Source organism: Pseudoclavibacter terrae (assembly GCF_008831075.1).
Lineage (GTDB): Bacteria > Actinomycetota > Actinomycetes > Actinomycetales > Microbacteriaceae > Pseudoclavibacter > Pseudoclavibacter terrae.
Window position 1 is genome coordinate 537,933 of record NZ_WBJX01000001.1, and the last position, 24,297, is coordinate 562,229.

Annotated in this window: 19 protein-coding genes; 7 read left to right on the plus strand and 12 right to left on the minus strand. The window is 69.1% G+C overall.

Features of this window, described 5'->3' with window-relative positions; genetic code table 11:
- Positions 1–37: 37 nt before the first annotated feature.
- From F8O03_RS02505 to F8O03_RS02525, 5 genes are all read right to left on the minus strand, one after another.
- Positions 38–1,513, minus strand: coding sequence for a lipopolysaccharide biosynthesis protein (locus F8O03_RS02505; RefSeq protein WP_151422243.1), 1,476 nt, complete (start codon positions 1,511–1,513; stop codon positions 38–40).
- On the minus strand, positions 1,510–2,496 hold the full coding sequence (locus F8O03_RS02510) for a glycosyltransferase family 2 protein (protein ID WP_151422244.1): 987 nt from the start codon (positions 2,494–2,496) through the stop codon (positions 1,510–1,512). Before F8O03_RS02510 ends, F8O03_RS02505 begins: the two co-directional genes overlap by 4 nt.
- A 56-nt stretch (positions 2,497–2,552) precedes the next feature.
- A complete protein-coding gene (locus tag F8O03_RS02515) occupies positions 2,553–3,311 on the minus strand; it encodes a glycosyltransferase family 2 protein (protein WP_151422245.1) in 759 nt (252 codons plus the stop codon).
- A gap of 98 nt (positions 3,312–3,409) precedes the next feature.
- Positions 3,410–5,578 carry a hypothetical protein gene (locus F8O03_RS02520; RefSeq protein ID WP_151422246.1) on the minus strand — a complete coding sequence of 723 codons (2,169 nt, stop codon included), beginning with the start codon at positions 5,576–5,578 and terminating at the stop codon, positions 3,410–3,412.
- Positions 5,579–5,589: 11 nt separating this feature from the next.
- Positions 5,590–6,837, minus strand: a complete 1,248-nt coding sequence (locus tag F8O03_RS02525; protein ID WP_151422247.1) for a glycosyltransferase family 2 protein — start codon at positions 6,835–6,837, stop codon at positions 5,590–5,592.
- 86 nt (positions 6,838–6,923) lie between these two features.
- Here F8O03_RS02525 and F8O03_RS02530 point away from each other — a divergent pair, with 86 nt between their 5' ends.
- Positions 6,924–8,078, plus strand: a complete 1,155-nt coding sequence (locus tag F8O03_RS02530; RefSeq protein WP_151422248.1) for a glycosyltransferase — start codon at positions 6,924–6,926, stop codon at positions 8,076–8,078.
- Between the two features lie 7 nt (positions 8,079–8,085).
- On the opposite strand, the gene F8O03_RS02535 is transcribed toward F8O03_RS02530, so the two are convergent.
- Both F8O03_RS02535 and F8O03_RS02540 read right to left on the minus strand, forming a co-directional pair.
- Positions 8,086–9,609 carry an aminoglycoside phosphotransferase family protein gene (locus F8O03_RS02535; RefSeq protein WP_151422249.1) on the minus strand — a complete coding sequence of 508 codons (1,524 nt, stop codon included), beginning with the start codon at positions 9,607–9,609 and terminating at the stop codon, positions 8,086–8,088.
- Entirely contained in the window at positions 9,606–10,121 is a 516-nt protein-coding gene (locus F8O03_RS02540) for a dTMP kinase (protein WP_151422250.1), read from the minus strand. Before F8O03_RS02540 ends, F8O03_RS02535 begins: the two co-directional genes overlap by 4 nt.
- A 218-nt stretch (positions 10,122–10,339) precedes the next feature.
- Between F8O03_RS02540 and putP the strand changes: the two genes are divergently transcribed.
- Positions 10,340–11,842, plus strand: coding sequence for a sodium/proline symporter PutP (gene putP / locus F8O03_RS02545; RefSeq protein WP_104251872.1), 1,503 nt, complete (start codon positions 10,340–10,342; stop codon positions 11,840–11,842).
- Between the two features lie 250 nt (positions 11,843–12,092).
- On the opposite strand, the gene F8O03_RS02555 is transcribed toward putP, so the two are convergent.
- Both F8O03_RS02555 and F8O03_RS02560 read right to left on the minus strand, forming a co-directional pair.
- Positions 12,093–13,808, minus strand: a complete 1,716-nt coding sequence (locus tag F8O03_RS02555) for an amidase (RefSeq protein ID WP_151422251.1) — start codon at positions 13,806–13,808, stop codon at positions 12,093–12,095.
- Positions 13,805–14,863, minus strand: coding sequence for an agmatine deiminase family protein (locus tag F8O03_RS02560; protein WP_151422252.1), 1,059 nt, complete (start codon positions 14,861–14,863; stop codon positions 13,805–13,807). The genes F8O03_RS02555 and F8O03_RS02560 overlap by 4 nt, the downstream gene beginning before the upstream one ends.
- 83 nt (positions 14,864–14,946) lie before the next feature.
- Between F8O03_RS02560 and F8O03_RS02565 the strand changes: the two genes are divergently transcribed.
- The 4 genes from F8O03_RS02565 to F8O03_RS02580 all read left to right on the plus strand — a co-directional run bounded on the left by F8O03_RS02565 (position 14,947) and on the right by F8O03_RS02580 (position 19,644).
- Entirely contained in the window at positions 14,947–15,582 is a 636-nt protein-coding gene (locus tag F8O03_RS02565) for a TetR/AcrR family transcriptional regulator (protein ID WP_151422253.1), read from the plus strand.
- Positions 15,572–17,389 carry a DEAD/DEAH box helicase gene (locus F8O03_RS02570; protein WP_104251876.1) on the plus strand — a complete coding sequence of 606 codons (1,818 nt, stop codon included), beginning with the start codon at positions 15,572–15,574 and terminating at the stop codon, positions 17,387–17,389. Before F8O03_RS02565 ends, F8O03_RS02570 begins: the two co-directional genes overlap by 11 nt.
- A 72-nt stretch (positions 17,390–17,461) precedes the next feature.
- Positions 17,462–18,976, plus strand: a complete 1,515-nt coding sequence (locus tag F8O03_RS02575) for a GH1 family beta-glucosidase (RefSeq protein ID WP_151422254.1) — start codon at positions 17,462–17,464, stop codon at positions 18,974–18,976.
- Positions 18,973–19,644 carry an HAD family hydrolase gene (locus tag F8O03_RS02580; protein ID WP_151422255.1) on the plus strand — a complete coding sequence of 224 codons (672 nt, stop codon included), beginning with the start codon at positions 18,973–18,975 and terminating at the stop codon, positions 19,642–19,644. The genes F8O03_RS02575 and F8O03_RS02580 overlap by 4 nt, the downstream gene beginning before the upstream one ends.
- A 76-nt stretch (positions 19,645–19,720) precedes the next feature.
- On the opposite strand, the gene F8O03_RS02585 is transcribed toward F8O03_RS02580, so the two are convergent.
- The 3 genes from F8O03_RS02585 to F8O03_RS02595 are packed head-to-tail and all read right to left on the minus strand — an operon-like array spanning position 19,721 to position 22,904.
- On the minus strand, positions 19,721–20,617 hold the full coding sequence (locus tag F8O03_RS02585) for a glycine betaine ABC transporter substrate-binding protein (protein ID WP_104251880.1): 897 nt from the start codon (positions 20,615–20,617) through the stop codon (positions 19,721–19,723).
- 47 nt (positions 20,618–20,664) lie between these two features.
- Positions 20,665–21,639, minus strand: a complete 975-nt coding sequence (locus F8O03_RS02590; RefSeq protein WP_104251881.1) for an ABC transporter permease — start codon at positions 21,637–21,639, stop codon at positions 20,665–20,667.
- Positions 21,636–22,904, minus strand: a complete 1,269-nt coding sequence (locus tag F8O03_RS02595; RefSeq protein WP_151422256.1) for a quaternary amine ABC transporter ATP-binding protein — start codon at positions 22,902–22,904, stop codon at positions 21,636–21,638. Before F8O03_RS02595 ends, F8O03_RS02590 begins: the two co-directional genes overlap by 4 nt.
- 461 nt (positions 22,905–23,365) lie before the next feature.
- Here F8O03_RS02595 and F8O03_RS02600 point away from each other — a divergent pair, with 461 nt between their 5' ends.
- Entirely contained in the window at positions 23,366–24,208 is an 843-nt protein-coding gene (locus F8O03_RS02600; RefSeq protein ID WP_244295851.1) for a CPBP family intramembrane glutamic endopeptidase, read from the plus strand.
- The last annotated feature ends 89 nt before the right edge of the window (positions 24,209–24,297 follow it).

The window sequence follows — 24,297 nt, forward strand, 5'->3', positions numbered from 1 at the left end:
CGAGGGGTGGAAGCACAGGCAGCGTTCGCGTTGGTCGCTAGCGCTCGCGGCGCAAAAGACCGATGAGCTCGTTGTAGGTCACCGTGAACCCGAAGCGCAGGATGCACCAGACGAGCGTGGTCGCGATGGCGATCGTGATGCCGGCGCGCAACGTCGCATCCATCGGCACCAGCCAGAAGCCGAAGCCGATGACCGCGACAGCCGACCCGCACACCATCGCGGGCGCGTAGGAGCGGAGCACGTCCACGGTGCGAAGGCCCATGACGCGAATGGCGACGGCCTGCTTCACGACGACGAAGACCGCCACCACGAGGAGCTGCCCGACCGCGACGCCCATGATGCCGCCGTAGTGCGCGCCGGCGATGAGCACCGCCACGAACACGACGAGCTGCGCCGCGGAGAGCCGCATCGCGAGACCGGGCCGCCCGATGGCCTTGTACACCTCGTTGATGCCAGAACCCAGCGACCGCACCGCCGCATACAGCGACAGCACGATGAGCGGCTCGATGACCGTGAGCCAACCGTCGCCGAAGAGCAGCGGCACGAGCGCCGGCGCCACGGTCGCGAGCCCGATACCGGCCGTGACGCCGAAGATCGTCTGAACGCGCAGCCCAAGCAGGTAGCTGCGCTGCAGCAGCGCAGGGTCGCTCTGCGCCCTCGCGTACAGCGGGTACAGGACCGCCGTCAGGATGTAGAGCGTGTTCACGATGCCGAACTCGGGCAGCCGAAAGGCCAGCTGGTACGTGCCGAGCGCGGCAGTCCCGAGGAACGCGGCCACGATCAGGTAGTCGACCTCGAAGTTGAAGCGCGAGATGATCTGGCTGCCTGCGGCAGGAAGCCCGAAGTCGGTCACCTCACGCAGGTCGGCCTTCCCCCAGCGCCAGAAGCGCAACGGCGTCCGATCGCGCAACGCGACCCAGCACGAGATCGCGTACGCGAACGACGCGGCGATCGAACCGAGGATGAGCGACCAGACCCCAGCGCCGCCGAGCGCCAGCCCCATGGTCACTGTCCCCGTCACGACGGCGCGGACGATGGAAGCGGTCGTGATCGCGCTGAAGCGCATGTCCCTGCGAAGCAGGGACTCTGGGACCGCGCACAGCGACGCCCCGACGACGACAAGACTGGACGCCTGCAGGAGCGGCGTGAGGTCTGGTTGCCTGAACCACAGTGCGAAGACCGGCGCGAGAACGACCAGGAGCACGGCCAGCAACGCGCCGAAAGTGAGTGTGATGGCGAGCGACGCCCGCACGATCGAGGGGCGCCTCGTCAGCACGACGAGCGCCTGCGCGATGCCCCCATCAGCGACGGTCTCGGCGTACGCCATGATGACCAGCGCGAGCGTCACGAGCCCGTACTGATCAGGGGTGAGCGACCTGGCCAGGATGGCGGTCGTCGCGAGCAGCACCAGACGGCTGACCGCGACGGCCCCAGACTGCATCGCAGCGCCGCGGGCCGCGCTGCGGGCCAGCTGGCGCGGATTGAGCGCAGACCCGGCTGAGTCCTCGCTCATGCCTGCGCGGCGGTGGGCTCGAACACCCGATGCGCGCTCGCGCCTGTTCCCCTCGCCAGGCGCCCGCGAACGTAGCCGACGCCCGTGATCCCGAGCCCCGCGACGATCGCGGCCGCCCCTTGGAGACGGCCAGCACGGAGTTCGCGCAACGCCCCGCGGCCGAGCACGCGCAGCACGTAGTCCCTCTCCGTCGACAGGGCGGCCGTCGCTCCCTGCAGGCGCGCGATCGACGCCTTCGAGAGCCCTTCCGCGTAGCACCGTCGCAGGAAGTACCCCCAGGTGCCCCGCGCCGCCGCCACCTCGTGGCGAACGGCCGAGCTCGGCTCGAAGATCACCCTGGCCTGCGGGTCCGCCGCGGTGATCCGGATGCACAGCTCCGTCTCCTCGCCGCCGAGCGGGATGCGCCCCACCCGGCCCAGCTCCTCGCCGAAGCCGCCAGCCGTGATGATCGCCGTGCGACGCAGCGACATGTTGCAGCCCATGAGGTTGCGCACCTCGCTGGCACTCGTGGGCTGGCCCAGGTACGTGCATCCCACGACCCAGTCGAACTCGCCGGGACCCGCGGTCGGATCGAGGGCGGAGCCCGGCGTCGGGTACATCGGTGGTCTCGACACAGGCCAGGCGGGTCGCGCGGAACCCCCGACGGCAACGACGGTGTCGTCGACATACTGAGCGACCAGCAGTTCGAGCCAAGACGTATCGGCGACCGCGTCATCGTCGAGGAAGGCGACGATCTCACCCCGCGCCACCTCGACTCCCGTGTTGCGAGCTCCGGAGAGCCCCCGGCGCCGGCTGTTCTCGACGACGGTCGCGGCGTCACCGAAGTGCCGCTTCGCCCGCTCGAAGAGCGCACGGTTGTGGTCAATGACCACGATCAGCTCGTCCGGGGCCAGCGAGCCGCCCACCGCCGACGACGCCCCGCGCACGATCGTGGACCAGCGGTCCTCCGTGTACGCGCAGATGACCACGGAAACTGTCGGCATTGGCTCCCCCCGGAGTTCTCCCCTTGAACAGGCTTGCAGCGTGTGCAGGGTCGAGCCTAGACGTGCGCCAGCTCGCGCGAGCGGCGCTTCACGTCCCGAGCGCGCGTGCGCTCGGTGGCGAGCGTGCGCAGCACGCGCGTGCCGTCCGCCCACGTCCGCAGGTGGCTCTCCCCGTGGATGCGACGTCTCTCGACACTCGGCACCTCGCGGATGCGAGCATCGGCCGCCGCCATCCGGCAGTTGATGATCGTCTCGATCTCGAAGCCATCACCCCAGAGCATGAGGTCCGGCTGTGAGGCGCCGGGCTCCGGGAGCTCCAGCACCGGCAGCATGTCGCGCCAGAACGCGTTGTAGCCGTAGCAGAGGTCGGAGAACTTCGTGCCGAAGGCGAGGTTGGCCGTCAGGTTCAGCCCGGCGTTCCCCGCACGGCGAAGCGGGGTGATGTCCTCGCTGCCGCCTCCCGGCAGGAAGCGCGTCCCCTTCGCGAAATCGGCGCCGTCGACGAGCGCGTCGACGAACAGCGGGATCTCGATCGGGTCGGCCGAGCCGTCAGCGTCGAACATGACGATGACGTCGCCCGTTGCCGCGCCGAAGCCACAGGAGAGCGCGTTGCCCTTGCCTTTGCGGGTCTGAGCGATGAGCGACGCGTCCGGCCGAAGGCGGCGGACCACCTCCGCCGTCCCGTCGCTCGAGTTCGCGTCGACGACGATGATCTCGTGGTCTCGAGGCAGCTGCGGCAGCATGACCTCGAGGTTCGACGCTTCGTTTTTCGCCGGGATGACGATCGTCACCGTGGGCGCAGACGTACGTTCCATCAAGTTCCCCCAAACTTGTCGGTGGTGACGCTCAGTTCCCCCTGCGCGTCGCCATGATCGACCCTAACAGTCGTTTTGGCCCGGGCCAAGAGATGTCGTCAGGAGGCCGTATTGCTGGCGCGCCAGGCCTGATAAGCGCTGACATCTAGCTGAAAGACGACAGTTCCCGACTTCTCGAAGACCGGCTTCCAGTAGCCGGTTCGACCGAGTGCATCTCGAAGTTCTGCGAACTGAGATTCTGTCTGCAGAGCGTAGGCTTCACCGAAACCGCTCTGTGCTGGAGACCAGAGCGCGTAGACCGGCACGTCGGCGTCGAAGGGGCCGACGTAGCCATCGAGCGACCGTGTGAGGTCGGCCACATGGGTGTCCATCGAAGCGTCAGGAGCGAGCTGCTGCACGGGGAATCCCAGCTCGAGACGCTCGATGAAGTCGCCGTTCTCGTCGTTCGTGCGAGGGGACGTGGGGAGGTCGCCGTCGCCGAGCAGCAGGGTGATCGGGCCGTCGGCGCGCCCGTTGGAATCTCGGGTCACGAGATTGACGGCCTCGATGTCACTCGGGTGCACGTAGTGGATGCGGTCAAGCGCCGAATACGAGGGCAGCCAGCACAGGGACAGCGCGAGGGCGAAGGCGACCAGCGTCGATCGCCTGGGCCAGCCGGAGTCGGTGCCGAACGCGGCGACGGCCAGCCCCGCGAGCCATGGGATGCCGAAGAGCGCCGCTCGGAAGATGCCCTCCTGCCCGTATGGTGTCAGGACCAGGATGATGAGCCCCGTCGCGGTGGTTGCTGTCGCAGCGAGGCCGAGCGAGAGCGGTGGCCGGTTCTCACGCTGTCGACCGCGCCGCAGGACCGCGTCGAGCATCCGCTCGAGGATGACCCAGCCAGCCGCCGCGACCAGCAGCAGGATGCCGCCGACCAAGCCGTAGACCGACCACGAGACCTCGGGGATGCGGACGAGCGGTATCGACTCGACGGTGCGGGGCGGCAGGAAGTTGCCGGCCCGACCGAACTCGTCGAAGTTCAGGAACGCGCTGACGGCACCCGAATGCAGCAGGGTCCAGACGATCGCTGGAGCCAGCACCAGCGCCGGCAGCCACCAGGGCTTGACGACACGGAACGCCACCAGGACGGCGATCATGAGGCCCACGATGTACGGGCTCAGCTGATGCGTCATGGCGAGCGCGCAGGAGACGGGCAGGATCATGGCGACCCTCGCGCGGGCCGACGCTGACGACATCACGGCCGCGGCGATCGCGAACGCGAAGCAGTAGCCGAGCGACTGCGGCGAGAAGTAGTCGGCGCCGATGGTGTCGACGAGCACGCAGAACGCGACGGCGATCCAGGCGGCGCGAGGGTCCCGCACGATGCGACCCAGGAACTCGCGGAGGACGACGACGCGGATGAGGCCGATGATGAGCGGCCAGAACCGGGCGAAGGCGACGACGTCCTCCAGGCCGCTCGCCTCGGCGACCCACGCGATCGAGCTGAAGAAGCCGGGCCAGCCGTTGTAGACGCCGACGGAGGAGTTCGTCGTGTGCGAGGTGAGGATCTGGTCGACGAGGTCGACGTGCTTGACGCTCGACGGCGAGCGGGGGCCCTCGTAGAGCAGGGCGGTCGTGAGCATGACGACGACCAGCAGGGAGATCGCCGAGACTGCGGAGCTGAGCTCCGTGGCTCGGCGGGAGCAGACGAGGCTGAGGAGCACGGCCAGGAAGCCAACCGCCCACGGGAGTCCGAGGACGTGGAGGAAGCCACCGAACTGCGGCTCCACCGGGCCGGTGGCGACAACCGTGCCGATGCAGAGGGCCGCGCCGAGGATCGCGGTGACCATCAGCACGATCGGGACGGCGCCGGGTGCGTCGTCCGCCGGCTGACCGGCGGCGCGACGAGCGCTCCACGACGTGTGCAGGGTCAGGTCACGCCGCGCGCGGAACCACGCGAGACCGCCACTCACGGCTGCGGCGGTGGCGAGTGCCGCCGCCGCGGGAGTCGGCACCCAGACAGTGGTGCTCATCATGAGCATGGACCCGAGCACCAGCACCGTCGGGCCCGTCACGACCGTCAACGTCACGCGGGATTGCGCCGAGAAGCGGGCACCGTGGGCCCAGACCCCAGCCCCGAGTCCGATGAAGAGGAACGCCACACCCGCGCCGACGCGCACCTCGTCGAGGCCGAGCAGGAGACCCGCCAGGTACGCGAGCGCGGTGCCGACGGCGATGCACGCGAGCGCTGACCGCACCGGGGCCGAGCGCTTGGCTCTGCGGAGCATCAGCGCATCCGTCACGATCTGCGGAGCCCCGCCTGCCGTGTCCGGCTGGCCAACCTCGCTCTGGCGTAGAGCACAGGGCCAGCCAGGTAGCCACGCACCTCCTCCTGCCAGGCTCCGGCCGGCGCCTCGACGTGGTCGAGCATCCGCCCCTCGGTGGCGGTGCGGATGCTCGCCAGCCGCTTGACGCCCGCGAAGAGGCGGCTCACGATGTCGAGCGACGTGGCCGGGTTCGCCAGGTACTTCGTCAGGAATGCGGTGAGCCCTGTGCCGTAGCCGTACAGCTGGCCTCGGAGCGCGTCATCGTCCGCACGGTGCTGGTGCCAGACGAGCGCGGCGGGTTCGTATGCGATCGCGAAGCCGGCGCGAAGGACGCGCACGAACATGTCGAGGTCCTCCCCACCCTTCGTCTTCGCGCCGGCGCCGAGCGCCTCGTCGAACTCGCCGACACGGTCGACGGCCTCGCGTGCGAGCGCGAGGTTGGCGCCCGTGCCGAAGATGCCGGCCGAGTACGGGTAGAGCGGCGAACCGTCGTTGCGTCCGCTGAGGTCGTAGCGCTCGGAGGTCATGCGCCCCGACCACGACGGTGAGCGCGCATCGAAGTAGCCTTCGGCGTTCGTCTCGATAGCCGCGGTCGCGACCAGACCCGTCACGCAGCCGATGGCCGGCTCGTCCCGGAACGTGCGGGCGATCTCGGTCAGCCAATTGCGGTCGACAAGGACGTCGTCGTCGGTGTACGCCAAGATCTCGCCGCGCGCCGCCGCAATTCCGGCGTTGCGCGCCGCAGAGAGCCCCGCGCGCTCCTGGCGAAGGTACCGGAACCGGGAATCCAAGGCGCAGATCGCCGCGAGGAGCTCGCGAGTCTCCTCGGTCGACGGCGCGTTGTCGACGACCAGCACCTCGAAGTCCGGGTAGTCCAGCGCCTGGATGCGGTCCAGGCAGCTGGTCAGCAGCTCGGTGTGGTCTCGCGTGCAGACGATGACGCTCACGAACGGCGCATCGGCGATCGGTTCGGGCGCATCGGCGTTCACGGAGTCGCCGAAGGAGTCCACCGATCGAACCCGGATCTCCCGGGAGGAGACGGCGTCCGGCGCGGCATCGAAATGCAGGTAGCCGAGCGGCCTGCCGTGCGCTCGCACAAGCACTCGGGTGCGGTGATGCCCCGCGCCTGCATGCCTTGGGCCCCGCAGCCCGTCGTTGTTGAACAGATCGAACTCGCCGCACCAGATACCTGGCGCGGCGGAACGCGTCGCGTGTGTCATCCCGCCCCGACTCTCGTGAAACACGGCCCCCCGCCGCGAGCCACAGTCTAGTCGGGCGGTTCACTTCTCGCGCTATCATCACCCGGATGAGGATGCTCTACGTCGTCGAATCCACGCCCACGATCGACGCCAGGACCGGTGACGGCAGCAGCCTGATCCCGTACCATGTGGCGCTCGCGATGCCCGCGCACGTGAGCCTGGAGATCGTCACCTTCTCGGGCTCGAATACGGTCGACGAGACATTGCGGGCGAGGGCGAGTCGCATCCACGAGCTCCCGCAGCGGGGCCTCCGAGACGCGCAGATGCTCTCGCTCGTCGCTCGCGAATCCGTCGGCACCGCCAGGCGCATGACGGCCAGCTCACGACGTGTCGTGCGAGAGCTCTCCCGTGCCGCTGATGCGACCCTCGTGCACGGGCCGCACCTCCTGTCGCTGCTGGATGCGGTCGTGGGGCCCTGCGCCTACCAGAGCGTCGACCCGTGGTCGTTCCGGCTGGAGATGGAAGCCGTCGCGGCATCGGGGCCCCGCGCGCTCTACCGGCGGTCGCTGGCCAGAGCGCGCCTCGCCCGCGAGCGTGATCTGCCACGGCACATCGCGCTGGCAACCGTCGGCCGGGCTGACGCCGAACGCTGGCGGACCGAGCTCGAGCGCGACGTCGAGGCGATCCCCAACGGCGTCGCGCGTGGCCCCGGCTCCGAGCAACGGCGAGCCGGGCGCCCGGAGCGCCCCACGCTGAGCTTCACAGGAAGCCTCGACTACACCCCGAACATCGAATCGGCGACCAGGCTCGTGCGGGAGATCGCCCCCGTCGTGTGGGCTCAGGAGCCCACGGCGCGCATCCTCATCGCGGGCCGCAACCCGGTGGATGAGGTCCTCGCGCTCGCCTCCGACCGGGTCCAGGTGCTGGCCAACGTCCCGTCCATGTCGGAGGTCTACGCGGCCAGCGACATCGCGGTCTTCGCCGACGTCTCCGGACTGGGTATCCGCAACTCCGTCTCCGAGGCGCTCGCGGCGGGCACACCGGTCGTGGCGACACCGATCGCCGCCCGAGAGCAGCCGGACCACGCCCTCCTCACCGTCGTCTCGGAGGCCGAGTCCTTCGGTGGACGAACCCTCGACCTGTTGCGGGCCGTCAGGGCAGCGCCGCGGTCCCGGCATCAGATCGGGGCGAGCACGCCGATGCGCTCCTGGGAGGACGCGGCGGGGGAGTACCTGGCCATCCTCGGCGCCGCGAGTCGGTGACCTGAGCTCAGCGCCCGTCGCGGGCGAGCCAGGCGAGTGCATGCTCCCACAGCATCACGTCCCGGTCGGCGGCGATGAGCTGGTCGGCTGTGCCGTCCGCATCGGCGTGCGCCTCGAGGCGATCGGCGAGCGTCGCGGCCGTTCGCGCCCAGGCGAGCAGCACGAACGCCTCGTCGAAGCCCAGTCCGTGCCGCTCGAGGTGCCGGGCGAGCAGGCGCCTGCCGTGGCCACCGCGCACCCACAGCTGTTCGAACGCCGACCGCTGCGCGTCCCGGGTGAACGCACCTCGCGCCGACTCCGCGCAGTACTGCAGGTAGAAGACGAGATCGTGCCCTGGCAGGCCGTGCTCGCGCGCCCGTTCCCAGTCGAGCACTCGCAGCTCGCCAGCCTCGGCGAGGAGCACGTTGGGGTGGCCGAGGTCGCCGTGCTCGAAGACGGCGGGCACGGGGCGCGCACGTACACCGGCGAGTGCGTCGTGCGTGCGCTCCACGAGGCGGGTGATGGACGCCCGCCCGCTGAGCGCAGCGAGGCGGCCGAGTGGGGTCTCGACGAGCTCGTCGTACCAGTCGGTGTTCTCGGCGGCTTCTCGCGTGCGCGGCATCGCCTCGATGAACCGCAGGCCGATCGTCACGGCCAGGTCGTGGTCGCGCTCGACCGCCCCCGGGTCGAGGGCGGCCCCGTCGAGCGCCTCGCGAAGCAGATAGCTGGTCGAGCCGATCGTCGCGAGGCGCTCCACCCGCGCGATCGAGCTCGCGAGCTCGGGTGCTGCGCCCCGCAGCGCCATCAGCATGTGGCCCTCACGCTGGATGCCAGAATCGTCCCCTGGCTGACGGGGGATCTTCGCGACCCACGAGTCGGCCCTGACGGCGCCCTCATGCAGTGCGACGACATGCCTCGAGGTGTCGAAGCGAGGCGTGATGATGATGGGATGCGCGTCGCCGAAGATCGGATGCGGCGCGCGCGCCCTGCGCACCACGACGTAGCCCTGACGCGCGAACAGCCAGTGCGCGTGCATCCTGGCGCCGAGACGCGCCCCGAGCGACAGCGCCCGCCGCGTGGGTGATCCGTCGTGCCGCGAGAGCGTCGCGTCGAGCGCCCTGGCATCGTGCATGGGCACGAAGCGCGCCGCGCGACTGAGGTCTGGGGCGCTCCAGTGTGCGACGGCGAGCGTTCCGGGAATGCGTCTGGCCCGTCGCAGCGTGCGACGGAGTGGAGCCGTCGTGGGGCTCTTGAGCGGAGACCCGCCGACCTCGATGCACAGGACGCCACCCTCCGAGAGCGCCGCGACGCCCCTCGCGATGTCCAGCGGAGACGAGGAGACGCTGAAGACGAGGTCGAAGGTGCCGTCGTCGGCGGCCCCCATGCCGCCGACAGCGCGGACATCCGGTTGCAGCAGACGGAGCGCGGCGAGCGCCTCGGGAGAGAGATCACCGACGTAGCCGAGGTGAGCGGGTTCGAGCACACCCGTCAGGAACCGCCAGTCGTTGCGGCGCCACGCGTGGAGGAGCGGCTCGTGCGAGTCGGCAGTCACGTGGTGCGAACCAGCTCTCGCACCTCGGTCGCCACGGCGTCCGGCGAGCGCGTGGCGTCGAGCACCGTCGCCCGTTCGCAGCGCCTCGCGAAGGCGAGGTACCGCTGGCGCTGACGCTCGAGCTGCTCCGGCCCGAACTCCCCGGCACGACTCCACAGCACGCCGCTCGGCGCATCCAGGATGAGCACTCGGTCGAGGGACGGCATGAGGCGCGAGCTGGCGCCCCGCAGCAGCCGGCCGCCCAGTGACGGGTCGTCGGAACCGAGGATGACGTGCTCGTTCGCAACCCGGTCGAGCACAACCGTGCGACCGTGGTACCGGTGCCATCTGGCAGCGAAGGAGCCACGGATGAGTCGGCAGAGGCGAAGCGCGAGGCCGCCTCCCGGCACGCGCTCGAGCGGGCTCCATCTCGTGCGCGTCCACAGTCCCAGGTGCGCGCTGCGCACGCCCGGTTCGAGCGCGACGAGGCCAGAGATGACCGTCGACTTCCCTGATCCGTCTGGTCCGAGCACAGCAATGATCCGCCCTCGCGGCATGGCGATTCCCCCAAATCGGGCGCCGCGGCGGCGCCTCCCCCGCAGCCAGACTAGTCGCCGGACCGCGTGCCCTCGACTTCGTCGACAGGCCGTTTTCGCGTATCTTCGCTAGTCGTTCACGTTCTCGACAGCAACCCTGAGAAGGTCGTGCATCCACACGGGGAGGCACGTCGCTTCCAGAAGGAGTCACCGCCATGTCCGATCTGACCTTCCAGCTCATCGCGCTCGCGATCTACTTCGCGGCCATGGTGGGGATTGGGCTCTACGCCTTCCGACAGACCAAGGACCACGAGGACTACATGCTCGGTGGCCGCAGTCTGAGCCCGGGGACAGCGGCACTGAGCGCCGGCGCCTCCGACATGTCCGGATGGCTCATGATGGGTCTCCCAGGCGCCATCTTCGTCTCCGGCCTCTTCGAGGCTTGGATCGGCATCGGCCTCCTCATCGGCGCCTACCTCAACTGGCGTTTCGTGGCTCCGCGCCTGCGCGCCTACACGGAGGTCGCCAGCAACTCGATCACCGTCCCGAGCTACTTCGAGAACCGCCTGCACGACAAGTCGCGCGCGCTGCGCATCGCCAGCGGCGTCGTGATCCTCGTCTTCTTCACGTTCTACATCTCTTCCGGCATGGTCGCAGGTGGCGTGTTCTTCGAGAGCAGCTTCAGCGGTGACTACCTGACGGGCATGCTGCTCGTCGCCGGGGTCACACTCGCCTACACCCTCTTCGGCGGCTTCCTCGGCGCGACGTTCACCGACGTCGTCCAGGGCCTCATGATGCTGGTCGCGCTCATCGCGATCCCGGTCGTCGCGATCATCTCGCTCGGCGGCTTCGGCGGGGTCAGCGAGGCCATCGTCGCCTCGGGCGTCGACCACACGGGCCTCATCCCCGAGGAGCTGAGCTGGCCCGTCATCATCGGCATCATCTCGGCGCTCGGCTGGGGCCTGGGCTACGTCGGGCAGCCGCACATCATCGTGCGCTTCATGGCGCTGCGCGACTCCCATTCAGCGATCGCCGGTCGTCGCATCGGCATCTCGTGGATGTTCCTCTCGCTCCTCGGCGCGGTCACCGCAGGGCTCGTCGCCGTCGCCTACGTGCAGGAGAACGGCGTCGATGTCGCAGATCCCGAGACGGTCGTCCTCCTCATGGCGCAGGTCCTCTTCCACCCGCTGGTCAGCGGGTTCATCCTCGCCGCAGTGCTGGCGGCGATCATGAGCACCATCTCGAGCCAGCTCATCGTCTGCTCGTCTGCCCTCGTCGAAGACCTCTTCATGGTGGTCGCCAAGAAGAAGCCGAGCGCGAAGACGCTGGTGCTCGCAGGCCGCGGAGCCGTCCTCGGTGTCGCCCTCGTCGCGGGTCTGCTCGCCATCAACCCGTCCGACTCGATCCTCGCGCTCGTGGGCTTCGCCTGGGCTGGCTTCGGTGCCGCGTTCGGCCCGATCATCCTGCTCAGCCTCTACTGGAAGAAGCTCACCAACTGGGGTGCGCTGGCGGGCATGGTCGCCGGTGCCGCGACGGTCTTCATCTGGTCAGCGCTCGGCACCGACCTGTACGAGATCATCCCGGGCTTCATCCTGAACCTCGTCGTCTCGGTCGTCGTCAGCCTGCTGACGCACAAGCCGGGAAGCGCAACCGATGTGGACGTCGAGCGGGAGTTCGCGGAGACCGGCGCGCTGGCGGTCGTCAAGCCGCAGAAGTAGAGGTTCCGTCGCCGCTTGCCGCGGTGGTTGCAGAGTTGTGGGGGGGGGGGGGGGGGGGGGGGGGGGGGGCGGGGGGGGGGGGCGCGGCGGGCCAGGCGAAGCGAGGGACGGCGGGGGGGGGGGGTGTGGTGGTGTGGGGGGGGGGGGCCGCCCGTGTTGTGGGGCCCCCCCCCCCCCCCACAACTGTCTGCATTGAGGCGCGGTCGCAGGAGCCGCAGCGGCCGCGGGCTCACGAGACCTCCGGTGCGATTCAGAGTCTGGGCGTGCGCGGAGGCTCCGTGCGGCGCTCGCCCGTCGCCTCGAAGGCCGCGGCAAGCCGCAGGAGCGCCGTGTCGTCGTAGGCGCGGCCGGCGAAGGTCAGGCCGACCGGCATCCCGATGTCGGCCATCGTGCCCATGGGCACGGTCACGGTCGGGATGCCGAGGTGGCGGATGGCGAGGTTGCCGTTCGCGACCCACACGCCGTTGCGCCAGCCCAGGTCCGCCGACGCTTCGTCGACATCCATGTCGGCCGGCCCCACGTCGGCCACCGCGGGGAAGGCGACGGCGTCGAGGCGCTGCGCGAGCAGCCACTCCTCGAGGTCGACGCGACGGGTCTCCTCCAGGCCCCGAACGCCGCCGGCCAGCTCCGGGATGTCGGTGAACGAGGCGACGGGATGCTCGCGCACGTGCTCGGGGTACGTCGCGATGTCATCGTCGAAGCCCGTGTAGCGGTCGGGGAGTGCGCCGTCGGGGTGCGGGAAGATGCGGGCGCCATCGACCTGCGTGAGCGAGTTCAGCTTCGGGTCGCCGTTGGCTGCGAGGAAGTCGTCCCAGCCCCACGCCGACAGGTCCACGATCTCGCGCTTCAGGTACTCGGGGGAGACGAGACCGCGCGTGGAGATCTTCGGGGCTCCGGGTCGGTCGCCCTCGTAGTTGGAGACGGCGGGGAAGTCGACCTCCACGACGGTCGCGCCGGCCGCCTCGAGGTCGGCGCGCGCGGCCTCCCAGAGCTCGATGATGGATCGACGCGTATCGATCTTCTGGCCGGTCGGCCCTCCGACGCCAGGCTCCTCGGACGTGCCGGCGTCCGGGTCCGCGTTGATGTACATGCGGGGCACCCCGATGCGGGTGCCGGCGAGCGTGGCGCGGGCATCCGCCTGGTTCGAAGGCAGCAGGGCCGCGTACGAGGCCGGCCGCACCTCGGAGGCACGGGGGATCCGCACCCAGGGCTGCGCTCGCCAGAAGTCTCCGCGGGTGTCGTGGTCGTCGGCGACGACGACGTCGAGCACCTCGAGCAGGTCGGCCATCGACCTCGAGTGGGGCACGACGACGTCCATGGTCGGGACGAGTGGCCAGTTGCCTCGCACGGAGATGATGCCCCGTGACGGCGTGTAGGCGCAGAGCGCGTTGTTGGACGCGGGCGCACGCCCGCTCGACCAGGTCTCCTCGCCGAGGCCGAATGCCGCGAAGCTGGCCGCGGTCGCGGTGCCGGATCCGTTCGACGACCCCGACCCGAAGGCGCTCGTCAGGAACTGGGCGTTGTACGGGCTCTCGGCCCGGCCGTACTCGCCGCGCTGCATGCCGCCGTTGGCCATCGGCGGCATGTTCGTGAGGCCCAGGCAGATCGCGCCGCCGGCTCGCAGGCGCTCGATCGTGAACGCGTCCCGTTGCGCGACGAGGTCCGCGAACGCGGGGCTGCCGGATGCGGCGGTCAGGCCCTCGACGAGGTAGCTGTCCTTCGCCGTGTAGGGGATGCCGTCGAGTGGTCCGAGCAGCTCGCCGGCCGCGCGACGTGCATCCGACGCTCGAGCCTCGTCCAGCGCCGCCGGGTTGCTGACGACGACCGAGTTCAGCGCGGGACCCGCCGCGTCGTATGCCGCGATGCGGGCGAGGTACGCCTCGACGAGCTCCTCGCTCGTGGCCTCGCCGTGCTCAAGGGCGGCGCGCAGCCGCGCGATGCCCGCCTCGACGACGTCGAAGCTCATCGCGGGCCCCCGTCGGCACTCGGGGTGTCGAGGCTCGGCTGCTGCTGGGTGATGCAGTGGATGCCGCCGCCGCGAGCGAACAGCTCTCGCGCATCCACCGACACCACCGTGCGGCCAGGGTAGACGGACTCGAGCACTTCTCGCGCCCGTGCATCCGCAGCCTCGTCGTCGAACCCGCAGGCGACGACGCCGTCGTTCGTCACGAGGTGGTTGACGTAGCTCCAGTCGACGAAGCCGTCTTCGTCGCGCAGGGTGCTCGGTGCGGGGATGCCGACGATCTCGAGCTGGCGGCCGGCAGCATCGAGCTGGCCGGCGAGATGCTCGCGCAACTCGGCGACCACGGCGTGGTCGGGATGCTCGGGGTCTTGTTGCTCATGCAGCAGCAGGGTGCCGGGAGCGGTGAGCGTCGCGACGATGTCGACATGGCCGTTCGTGCCGAACTCGTCGTAGTCGCGGGCGAGGCCGCGCGGCAGCCAGATCGTGCGGGTCGCGCCGAGCGTCCGAGCGAACTCGGCCTCGACGCGCGCCTTGTCGGCGAGCGGATTCCGGCGTGGATCGAGCTGCACCGTTTCAGTCGCGAGGATCGTTCCCTCGCCGTCGACGTGGATGCCGCCACCCTCGTTCACGAGGAGCGAGCTCACGAGCTCCGCGCCGCTCGCCTCCGCGACGATGCGGCCGATGCCAGCCGACTTCTGCCACTCGGCCCAGGCCGGGGCGCCCCAGCCGTTGAAGATCCAGTCGACGGCGCCGAGCACGCCTGGCCGTTCGTCGTCGGCGACGAACGTGGGCCCGATGTCGCGCATCCAGAACTCGTCGAGGGGTGCCTCGAGGATCTCGATCTCGTCGCCGAGCATGCGGCGCGCTCGGGTGAGCTCGCTGGGGTCGACGACCATCGTCACGGGTTCGAAGCGCGCGACGGCGTGGGCGACCGCGGTCCAGGCGGCGTACCCGGCCTCGCGCTGTGCGGCGGTGTCGCCGAGCGTGATTCCCTCGCGGGGGAAGGCCATCCATGTGCGATCATGCGGCGCCGTCTCAGCGGGCATCTTCCAGGCCATGTCCGGGTCCTCCAGGTTTCGGTGCCACCTTTGTTGATCAAGTGATCAACAAGTGCTCGAAGAGTACGTAGACTCGGGACATCGTGTCAAGAGCCACCAGGAAGCCAGCCGCCGAGCGCCGCGCCGACATCACCGCGGCCGCGGCCGCCCTCGCGCTCGAAGAGGGGCTCGCCGGCGTCACCATGCGCGCCGTCGCCAGTCGCATCGGGGTTGCACCGGCCCTGGTCGCCCACTACGAGCCGAACATGGACGAGCTCGTCACCTCGACATTCCGCGCAATCGTCGGCGGGGAGCTCGACGAGCTCGAGGTGGAGCTGGCGCCCGTGGGCTCTGCCTCCGCCAGGCTCGACCTGCTCGTCGCGACGCTCCTCGACGGCAGCCGCGACGCCGTCACCCACGTCTGGGTCGACGGATGGTCGCTCGGGCGTCGCAACGAGACGCTCGCCGAGGGAGTGCGCGCCGAGATGGACAGATGGCACGCCGCCATCACTCGCATCCTCGTCGCTGGCAGCGCGACCGGAGAGTTCCGCGTCCGCGAGCCGGACGCGGTCGCGTGGCAGATCCTGGGCATGATCGATGGCCTCAACGCCCACGCGCTCGTCCGCTGGGGGCGGGACGCGGATCGCCCCGACCTGCTTCGTTCAGTGCTTGATGCGATACTCAGAGCTGAAACCGCCCAAAATCCTACAGAAACGACTAGTCTAAAGCGTGACTTCTAGCAATTCTTCCGTTCAGACCGAGGCCGAGGCTCCCTCCGAAGAGGCCCAGGCCGCGCCTACATTCGCCGATCTCGGTCTTGACGGGCCCGTCCTCAAGGTCCTCAGCGACGTCGGTTACGAGACCCCGTCCGCCATCCAGGCCGCGACGATCCCCACCCTCCTCGAAGGCCGCGACGTCGTCGGCCTCGCCCAGACAGGAACCGGCAAGACCGCCGCGTTCGCCCTCCCCATCCTCGCCCAGCTCGATGTCGACCAGAAGACGCCCCAGGCGCTTGTGCTCGCGCCGACCCGCGAGCTCGCCCTCCAGGTGTGCGAGGCGTTCGAGAAGTACGCGGCGCGCATGCGCGGCGTGCACGTCCTCCCCATCTACGGCGGCCAGGGCTACGGCGTCCAGCTCTCCGCGCTCCGCCGCGGCGTGCACATCGTCGTCGGAACACCCGGCCGCATCATGGACCACCTGTCGAAGGGCACGCTCGACCTGAGCGAGCTCAAGTTCCTCGTGCTCGACGAGGCCGACGAGATGCTCAAGATGGGCTTCGCCGAGGACGTCGAGACGATCCTCGCCGACACCCCGGACACCAAGCAGGTCGCGCTCTTCTCCGCGACCATGCCGTCGCAGATCCGCCGCATCTCGAAGAAGTACCTCAACGAGCCCGCCGAGATCACGGTCAAGACGAAGACCACGACCTCGTCGACGATCACGCAGCGGTACCTCATCGTGTCCTACGCGCAGAAGGTCGACGCGCTCACGCGCATCCTCGAGGTCGAGAACTTCGAGGGCATGATCATCTTCGTCCGCACGAAGAACGAGACCGAGGGCCTCGCCGAGAAGCTCCGCGCACGCGGGTACTCGGCGGCCGCCATCAACGGCGACGTCGCCCAGGTGCAGCGCGAGCGCACCGTCAACCAGCTGAAGTCCGGCAAGCTCGACATCCTCGTCGCCACCGACGTGGCGGCCCGTGGCCTCGACGTGGAGCGCATCAGCCACGTCGTGAACTTCGACATCCCGACCGACACCGAGTCGTACGTGCACCGCATCGGCCGCACCGGCCGCGCCGGCCGCACGGGCGACGCGATCAGCTTCATCACGCCTCGCGAGCGCTACCTGCTCGGCCAGATCGAGAAGGCCACCAAGCAGGAGCTCACGCAGATGCAGCTCCCCAGCGTCGACGACGTCAACACGACGCGCCTCACGCGCTTCGACGACGCCATCAGCGAGGCGCTCACGCAGAGCGACCGTGTCGAGAAGTTCCGCGACATCATCGACCACTACGTGCGCAACCACAACGTGCCGGAGTCCGACGTCGCAGCAGCCCTCGCGATCGTCGCCCAGGGCGAAACGCCGCTGCTGCTCGACGCCGAGGCCGAGCGCAAGGAGCGCTTCGAGCGCAACCAGCGCGAGCAGGCTGAGCGCAAGGAGCGTCGCGAGCGTGAAGGCGGCGGCGACAGCCGTGGCGGATCGCGTGGCGACAGCCGTGGTGGCGGAGAGCGCGCACCGCGTCGCTCGCGCTCCAACGGCAAGCCGATGGCCATGTACCGCCTCGCGGTCGGCAAGCGCCACAAGGTGGAGCCCCGCCAGATCGTTGGCGCGCTCGCGAACGAGGGTGGCCTGAGCCGCGACGACTTCGGTGCGATCGACATCCGCCCGGGCTTCTCGCTGGTCGAGCTGCCGGCCGACCTGTCGAACGACGTGCTCGACAAGCTCACCGGCACCCGCATCTCGGGCAAGCTCATCGAGCTGACGCCCGACCGTGGCCCGTCGCGCGACTCGGGCGACCGCCCGTACAAGAAGCGCTACGACAGCTAGCTCGCCGCCGCAAGCACACGAGAGATGCACCTTCGTTTTCGAACGAGGGTGCATTTCTCGTGTGCCTGTGGAATGCGCCGAGGCGCACTGACGAGGCTCGCTAGAGTGGGCGTGCGCGACGACGCGCCACCCACTCAGCCAAGGAGCATCGTGCCAGAACCAACCACGGCCTCTTCCCCTCGAACCTTCTCCGACGACTTCGTCTGGGGGTCGGCGACCGCCTCCTACCAGATCGAAGGCGGCGCGGCGGAGGGCGGGAGGACTCCGTCCATCTGGGACACGTTCTCGCACACGCCGGGCAAGGTGCAGGGCGGCGACACCGGTGACGTCGCCATCGACCACTACCACCGGTGGAAGGACGACGTCGAGACCATCACGGAGATGGGACTGGATGCCTACCGCTTCTCGATCTCCTGGTCGCGTGTGCAGCCGGGCGGCTCCGGTGAGTTCAACGAGGAGGGCATCCGCTTCTACTCGGAGCTGCTCGACGCACTCGTCGCGGCCGGTGTGAAGCCCGTCGCAACGCTCTACCACTGGGACCTGCCCCAGGAGCTCGAAGACGAGGGCGGCTGGGCGAACCGCAACACCGCGTACGCCTTCGCGGAGTACGCGGCCCGCATGGCGGCAGAGTTCGGCGACCGCGTGCACACGTGGTCGACCCTCAACGAGCCGTTCTGCACGGCCTACCTCGGCTACGCGTCCGGCGTCCACGCCCCGGGTCGCACCGAGCCCGCTGCAGCGCTCGCCGCGTGCCACCACCTGAACCTGGCCCACGGTCTCGCGACGCGCGCCATCCGCGCCGCCGTCGGAGAAGACTCCGTCGTCTCGGTGACCCTCAACTTCCACGTCATCCGCCCAGACGACCCCGACTCGGCCGACGACCTCGACGCGGTCCGCCAGATCGACGCGCTCTCCAACCGCGTCTTCCTCGGCCCCATGCTCTCCGGACACTACGACGATGACCTCATCCACGACACGCGTCACGTGACCGACTGGTCGTTTGTGCTCCCCGGCGACACGCAGCTCATCCACCAGCGCATCGACGTGCTCGGCGTCAACTACTACACGACGTTCCGCGTCAAGAAGTACCTGGGTGTGGGGGAGCGCTCGCGCAACGACGGCCACGGCGAGTCCGCCGCGAGCCCCTGGGTGGGCGTCACCGACATCGACTTCGTCGACCAGGGCGCGCCATACACCTCCATGGGGTGGAGTATCTTCCCGGATGGCCTCACCGAGCTGCTGGTCTCGCTCACCGAGCGATACCCCGGCCAGGCGCTCATGGTCACCGAGAACGGTGCGGCGTTTCCCGACGTCGTCGGCGAGGACGGCCTCGTGCACGACCCGGAACGCGTCGCCTACTACCGCGACCACATCGCGGCGATCGCGGACGCCATCGACGCCGGCGCCGACGTGCGCGGCTACTTCGCCTGGTCGCTCTTCGACAACTTCGAGTGGGCGTTCGGCTACAACATGCGCTTCGGCATCCTGCGCGTCGACTACGACACGCTCGAGCGCACGTGGAAGGACTCTGGCCGCTGGTACCAGCAGCTCATCGCGACCCGCACCCTGCCAGCGGCCGGTGCATGAGCGCGGTCGAACTCGTCATCTTCGACTGCGACGGAGTGCTCGTCGACAGTGAGGTGCTCGCGGTCCGCATCGAGCGCGAGATGCTCGCGGAACTCGGGTGGGAGCTCACGCAGGACGAGCACGTCTCCCGCTTCCTCGGCACCTCGCAGGCGACCTTCGAGAGGAAGCTGCAGGAGGGCCTCGGCCGGCCCGTGCCGGAAGGATGGTTCGATCTGCAGCGCGAGACGCTCTTCCACGCGTTCGACACGGAGCTGACAGCGGTCGAGGGCCTGCCGAGGGCGCTCGGCGTGATCCAGGATGAGCTCGGGCTCGCGAGCTGCGTCGCCTCGAGCGGCGACCACGCGAAGCTCAGCAAGACGCTCGGGCACACCGGCCTCTACCCGCGCTTCGCGGGGCGCATCTTCAGCGCCACCGAGGTCGAGCACGGCAAGCCGGCGCCAGACCTGTTCCTCCACGCGGCCGAGCGGATGGGGGTGGACCCCGCGAACTGCGTCGTCGTCGAGGACAGCAGGTACGGGGTGCAGGCGGCAGTGGCCGCCGGGATGCACGCGTACGGCTTCGCGGGTGGGCTCACGCCGAGTGCGTGGCTCGAAGACGCCGGCGCGGAGACCTTCGAGACGATGGCCGAGCTGCCGGAGCGCATCCGGGGCCGTCAGGGCAGCGCGTGACGGCTGACACCGACTGAACGAACGCAGGAAGCGGGCTGCTCCATGAGCAGCCCGCTTCCCGTGTGCAGCGTGGAACCTACGCGGTGAGCGAGTCCACGTACTCCTGGTTCTCGGAGATCCACTGCTCGACGAGCGGCGCGTAGTCGTCCGTGTCGTTCTCGTTGAACATCAGGTTCTCGAGCGAGTACAGCTGCTCGGAGTCCATCTTGAAGTTCTGCAGCCAGCCGGCGACCGTCGGGTGCGTCTCCTGGAAGTCAGCCTTGCTGTACGAGTGGATGCCCTCCGAGTCGCCCAGCAGGCCCTGCGGGTCCTCGAGGTCGCGCACGGGGAACGCGTCGTAGGCCCAGTGTGGGCGCCACAGCGTGACGACGATGTTCTCGCCGTTGTTCGTCGCCGTCTGCAGCTCGGTGAGCATGGCAGCGGTGGACGAGGTCTGGTAGTTCATTCCCTCGAGGCCGTAGCCGGGGATGACGTCGTCCTGCGTGACGCGCGTGAGGCCGGCACCAGGCTCGATGCCGATGATCGTGTTGCCGAACTGGTCGGCTGCCCCGGCCAGTTCGTCGAGCGAGGTGATGGGGGAGTCCTCGTTGACGGCGATGGTCAGCGACGCCTCGTCGTTCCACGCACCGAGGTCGACGATGTCATCGCCGTACTCTTCGACGTAGTCGGAGTGCGTGATGGGGAGCCACGTGTCGAGCGTCACGTCGTAGTCGCCCGTGGAGAGGCCGGAGAACACGGGAGCGGGGTCCGCGTACTCGAGCTCCACGTCGTAGCCCTTCTCCGTGAGGATCGCCTTCCACAGCTCGGACGCGGCGATGCCCTCGTCCCAGCCGTTGAACACGGCGATCGTGACGTCGGCCTGGTCGCCGTTCTCGAGCGTCTCGGCGGCGGTGTCGCCGGAGCATCCGGTGAGGGCGAGTGCGGCAGCGGAGGCTGCGGCGATCCCGGTGATGATTCGTTTCTTGGTACGCATGTGCGTCCTTTCGTTTCTGGTTTGGGGAATGGAAGTCGTGGGGCGGGTCAGCCCGTGGTGGTGATGGGGGCCCTGGTCGGCATCGAGTGCGTGGCAACCGCTTCGCCGGCATCCGCTGCCTCATGCTGCTGGGTGCGCTTCGAGCGGAGGAACGACGGCACGCGTCGCTTCTGCCCGGCGAAGGCGGCCGTCACGCGGTCGAGGAACATCGCGAGGATCACGACCGCGATGCCTGCCTCGAAGCCGAGCGCGACGTCGATGCGGTTGAGGCTCTGCACGACCTGCGCGCCGAGACCGCCCGCGCCGACCATGCCGGCGATGACGACCATCGAGAGCGCGAGCATGATGATCTGGTTGACGCCCGCCATGATGGATGGCATCGCGAGGGGCAGCTGGATCTGGCGCAGGATGCGGCCGGGGGTCGCGCCGAACGCGCGCCCTGCCTCGACCACTTCCTTGTCGACCCCGCGGATGCCCAGCTCCGTCATGCGCACTCCAGGTGCCATGGCGAAGATGATCGTCGCGACGATGCCGGGCACGACGCCGACGCGGAACAGGATGAGCGCGGGGATCAGGTATACGAACGCTGGCATGGTCTGCATGAAGTCGAGGACCGGCTTGATGGCGTTCGAGGCCGCGTCGGACTTCGCGGCCCAGATGCCCAGCGGGATGCTGAAGAGGATGGCGAGCAGGCTCGCGACCAGCACGAGCGCGAGCGTCGTCATGGCGTTCTCCCACTGGTCGACGCCCACGATGATGAGGAAGCCGATGAGGCTTCCCAGTGCGAGCTTCCAGCCTTTCGCGAAGAATGCGACCGCCGCGACGACGATGAGGATCGCCCAGAACGGTGGCGTCTCGAGGGCCCAGTAGACGCCCTCGTACATGCCCTGGAAGATGGTGCGGATCACGGCGAAGAAGCCGTCGAGGGCAGTGGTCAGCCAGTCGACGACCGCCTCTGCACCGTCACCGAGGGGCAGTCGGAACGTGGCGGGCAGGGTCGTGAGCGCGGTGGCGGCGATCATGCGTGGCTCCCTTCGAGGGTCTCTGCGATATCCGCCGGGCTGACGCTCGTGACGGGGTCGATGATCGGGAGCAGGCCCGTCGTGCTGGGGACGTTCGCGAGGGAGGCGAGGATCGTGACGCGGGGAACGACGCCCAGGAGTCGCTGGTTCTCGTCGACGACCGCGATCGGCAGCGTCGAGTCGACCGACAGCTCGAACAGGTCAGAGAGCGGCGTCTCGGGGGAGACCATCGCGATGTCGCGTTTGATGGCGCTCGCGAGGTCGGGCTGGCCGTCCTTCACGAGGCGCATGACGTGGCGGTCGATGACGGCGCCTTCGAGCTTGCGGCCGGTGGACGTGATGAACGCCCCGCCGGTCTGCGTGTCGCGCATGACGCGCAGCGCCCCTCGGGGGCCTGCGCTCTGCGGGACGACGGCGCGGGCGGGCTCCATGACGCTGCCAGCGGTGAGCACACGCGCCCGGTCCACATCCTGCACGAACTGCGCGACGTAGTCGTTTGCCGGGTCCGTGAGGATCTCCTCCGGCGTCCCGATCTGCACGATCGCGCCATCGCGCATCACGGCGATCCGGTCGCCGAGGAACATCGCCTCGTTGAGGTCGTGCGTGATGAAGATGATGGTCTTGCCGAGCTCGGCCTGCAGCTCGACGAGCTCTTCCTGCATCTCGCGGCGGATGAGCGGGTCGAGTGCGCTGAACGCCTCGTCCATGAGCAGGATGTCGGTCTCGGCCGTGAGTGCGCGGGCGATGCCGACGCGCTGCTGCATGCCTCCGGACAGCTCCGACGGCAGCGAGTCGGCCCACTGGCCGAGGCTGACGCGGTCGAGGACCTTGCGGGCACGCTCGAGGCGCTCGGCGCGCGGGACGCCCTGCACCTCGAGGCCGAAGGCGGCGTTCTCGAGCACGGTGCGGTGCGGGAAGAGCGCGAAGTGCTGGAACACCATGGAGACGTGGTTCTGTCGCACGCTGCGCACCTCGGCGGCGTCGGCCGTCGCGAGGTCGGTGCCGTGGATGACGATGCTGCCGGCGGTTGGCTCGAGCAGGCCGTTGAGCGTGCGGATGAGGGTGGACTTGCCCGAGCCGGAGAGGCCCATGACGACGAAGATCTCGCCCTGCTTGACGTCGAAGGTGGCGTCGATGACTGCCGCGGTGACCCCGGGGCCGAGTTCGGATCTCGGCGTTCCGGAGCTCAGTCGCTTCGCGGCTTCCTTGGGCTTGCGCCCGAAGACCTTCGTGAGGCCCTTCACAGACACAGCTGTGTCGTTCACGCGTTCTCCCTGCGGTAGATGGATCGGACGCGAAAGAACGCAGCGGTACGCGACACGGCCTCGGATGAGGAGACGGTCGCGGGGGCGGCGGGTACCGGGCGAGGACTGCACCAGAATGACGTTTGGGCGCGGTCATCGCCCCGGGCGCGCGCTGCCGATCGAGATTGCCTCACAGAGGCAGCGGATAAAGCGCACCGGGTTGGTCTTTCGCGGGGAATCGCGGCGCCGAACCGGTGTGGCGGCGATTGCTCCGGGAGTCAACGCTAGCAAGGTGCCTTCCCCGGGCATCGCCTGAGAGGGTTGATTTTCCGCCAAACTCGGCCCGTTTGCCAGGTCTCGACCCAGCGTCTGCCCCATGCCTGCGCGGATCGGAGCGCAAGGCGTGATAGTTACCGGAGCGTTACATCACACGCGACAAAAGCGCCGAACATCCGTCCAACTTGGCCTGAGAAGATGAGCGAATGAGCGAACGAGCGCAGAACCCGCCCGTCACCAGCACCCCGAAACGGGCATCCGAGGGAGTCAAGCTCCTGCACCTGTTCGCCGCACTTCTGGTCGTGTGCAGCGCGACCGTGCTCTTCGCCTTCGAGAACAACCTCGGCTACCTGCCGCTCGCCGCCGGAATCGCCCTCGGGTTCCTCGCGGACCGAGGGCTCGGCCGCGACCTGCTGCTCGTCGGAATCGGCATGGGCATCATCAGCCTCCACTCGATGAAAGCCGACATCTCGTGGGGCAACATCGTCGTGATGGGCACGGTGCTGTCGCTTGCCGTCGCCGTGCCCTACGCCATCTCGAGGTGGGTCTACAAAGACCACGCTGTTCGCTTCCCGCTGCGCCGCGGCACCCCATGGTCGAGGCTCGAGAAGCTCTGGCTCGGCCTCGTCCTCGTTCTCGGCTGGCTCATCCTGCCGTTCTACTTCATCACCTCCGGCGTCTACCAGAACTGGCCGGCCGTCACGACCGCGTCCGAGATCGGGCGCCTCTTCGTCGGGGTGGGCTTCGTCGGCATCTGGGACGAGCTGTTCTTCATCTGCACGGTCTTCACGCTCCTCCTCCGCCACTTCCCGTTCTGGGTCGCCAACGCGCTGCAGTCGATCGTCTTCGTCTCCTTCCTCTGGGAGCTCGGCTACCAGTCGTGGGGGCCGCTGCTCACCCTGCCGTTCGCGCTCATCCAAGGGTGGATCTTCACGAAGACCAAGTCGCTGACGTACGTCATCTGCGTGCACCTGCTCTTCGACCTCGTCGTCTTCCTCGTCATCGTCCACGCCCACCACCCCGCCTGGTTGCCGATCTTCCTCTACTAGCCCCCCCGTCGCATCCCCGCCCGTCCCCCCCCTCACCTCCCCGCCGCCCCTCCGTCGCTGCCAGTCAGATGGCCCTTATCGGGGTGTCA

Coding starts and splice junctions, on each gene's coding strand:
- F8O03_RS02505 (WP_151422243.1), bottom strand. CDS start 1,513: ATGAGCGAGGACTCAGCCGGGTCTGCGCTCAATCCGCGCCAGCTGGCC.
- F8O03_RS02510 (WP_151422244.1), bottom strand. CDS start 2,496: ATGCCGACAGTTTCCGTGGTCATCTGCGCGTACACGGAGGACCGCTGG.
- F8O03_RS02515 (WP_151422245.1), bottom strand. CDS start 3,311: ATGGAACGTACGTCTGCGCCCACGGTGACGATCGTCATCCCGGCGAAA.
- F8O03_RS02520 (WP_151422246.1), bottom strand. CDS start 5,578: ATGCTCCGCAGAGCCAAGCGCTCGGCCCCGGTGCGGTCAGCGCTCGCG.
- F8O03_RS02525 (WP_151422247.1), bottom strand. CDS start 6,837: ATGACACACGCGACGCGTTCCGCCGCGCCAGGTATCTGGTGCGGCGAG.
- F8O03_RS02530 (WP_151422248.1), top strand. CDS start 6,924: ATGAGGATGCTCTACGTCGTCGAATCCACGCCCACGATCGACGCCAGG.
- putP (WP_104251872.1), top strand. CDS start 10,340: ATGTCCGATCTGACCTTCCAGCTCATCGCGCTCGCGATCTACTTCGCG.
- F8O03_RS02555 (WP_151422251.1), bottom strand. CDS start 13,808: ATGAGCTTCGACGTCGTCGAGGCGGGCATCGCGCGGCTGCGCGCCGCC.
- F8O03_RS02560 (WP_151422252.1), bottom strand. CDS start 14,863: ATGGCCTGGAAGATGCCCGCTGAGACGGCGCCGCATGATCGCACATGG.
- F8O03_RS02575 (WP_151422254.1), top strand. CDS start 17,462: ATGCGCCGAGGCGCACTGACGAGGCTCGCTAGAGTGGGCGTGCGCGAC.
- F8O03_RS02580 (WP_151422255.1), top strand. CDS start 18,973: ATGAGCGCGGTCGAACTCGTCATCTTCGACTGCGACGGAGTGCTCGTC.
- F8O03_RS02585 (WP_104251880.1), bottom strand. CDS start 20,617: ATGCGTACCAAGAAACGAATCATCACCGGGATCGCCGCAGCCTCCGCT.
- F8O03_RS02590 (WP_104251881.1), bottom strand. CDS start 21,639: ATGATCGCCGCCACCGCGCTCACGACCCTGCCCGCCACGTTCCGACTG.
- F8O03_RS02600 (WP_244295851.1), top strand. CDS start 23,366: ATGAGCGAACGAGCGCAGAACCCGCCCGTCACCAGCACCCCGAAACGG.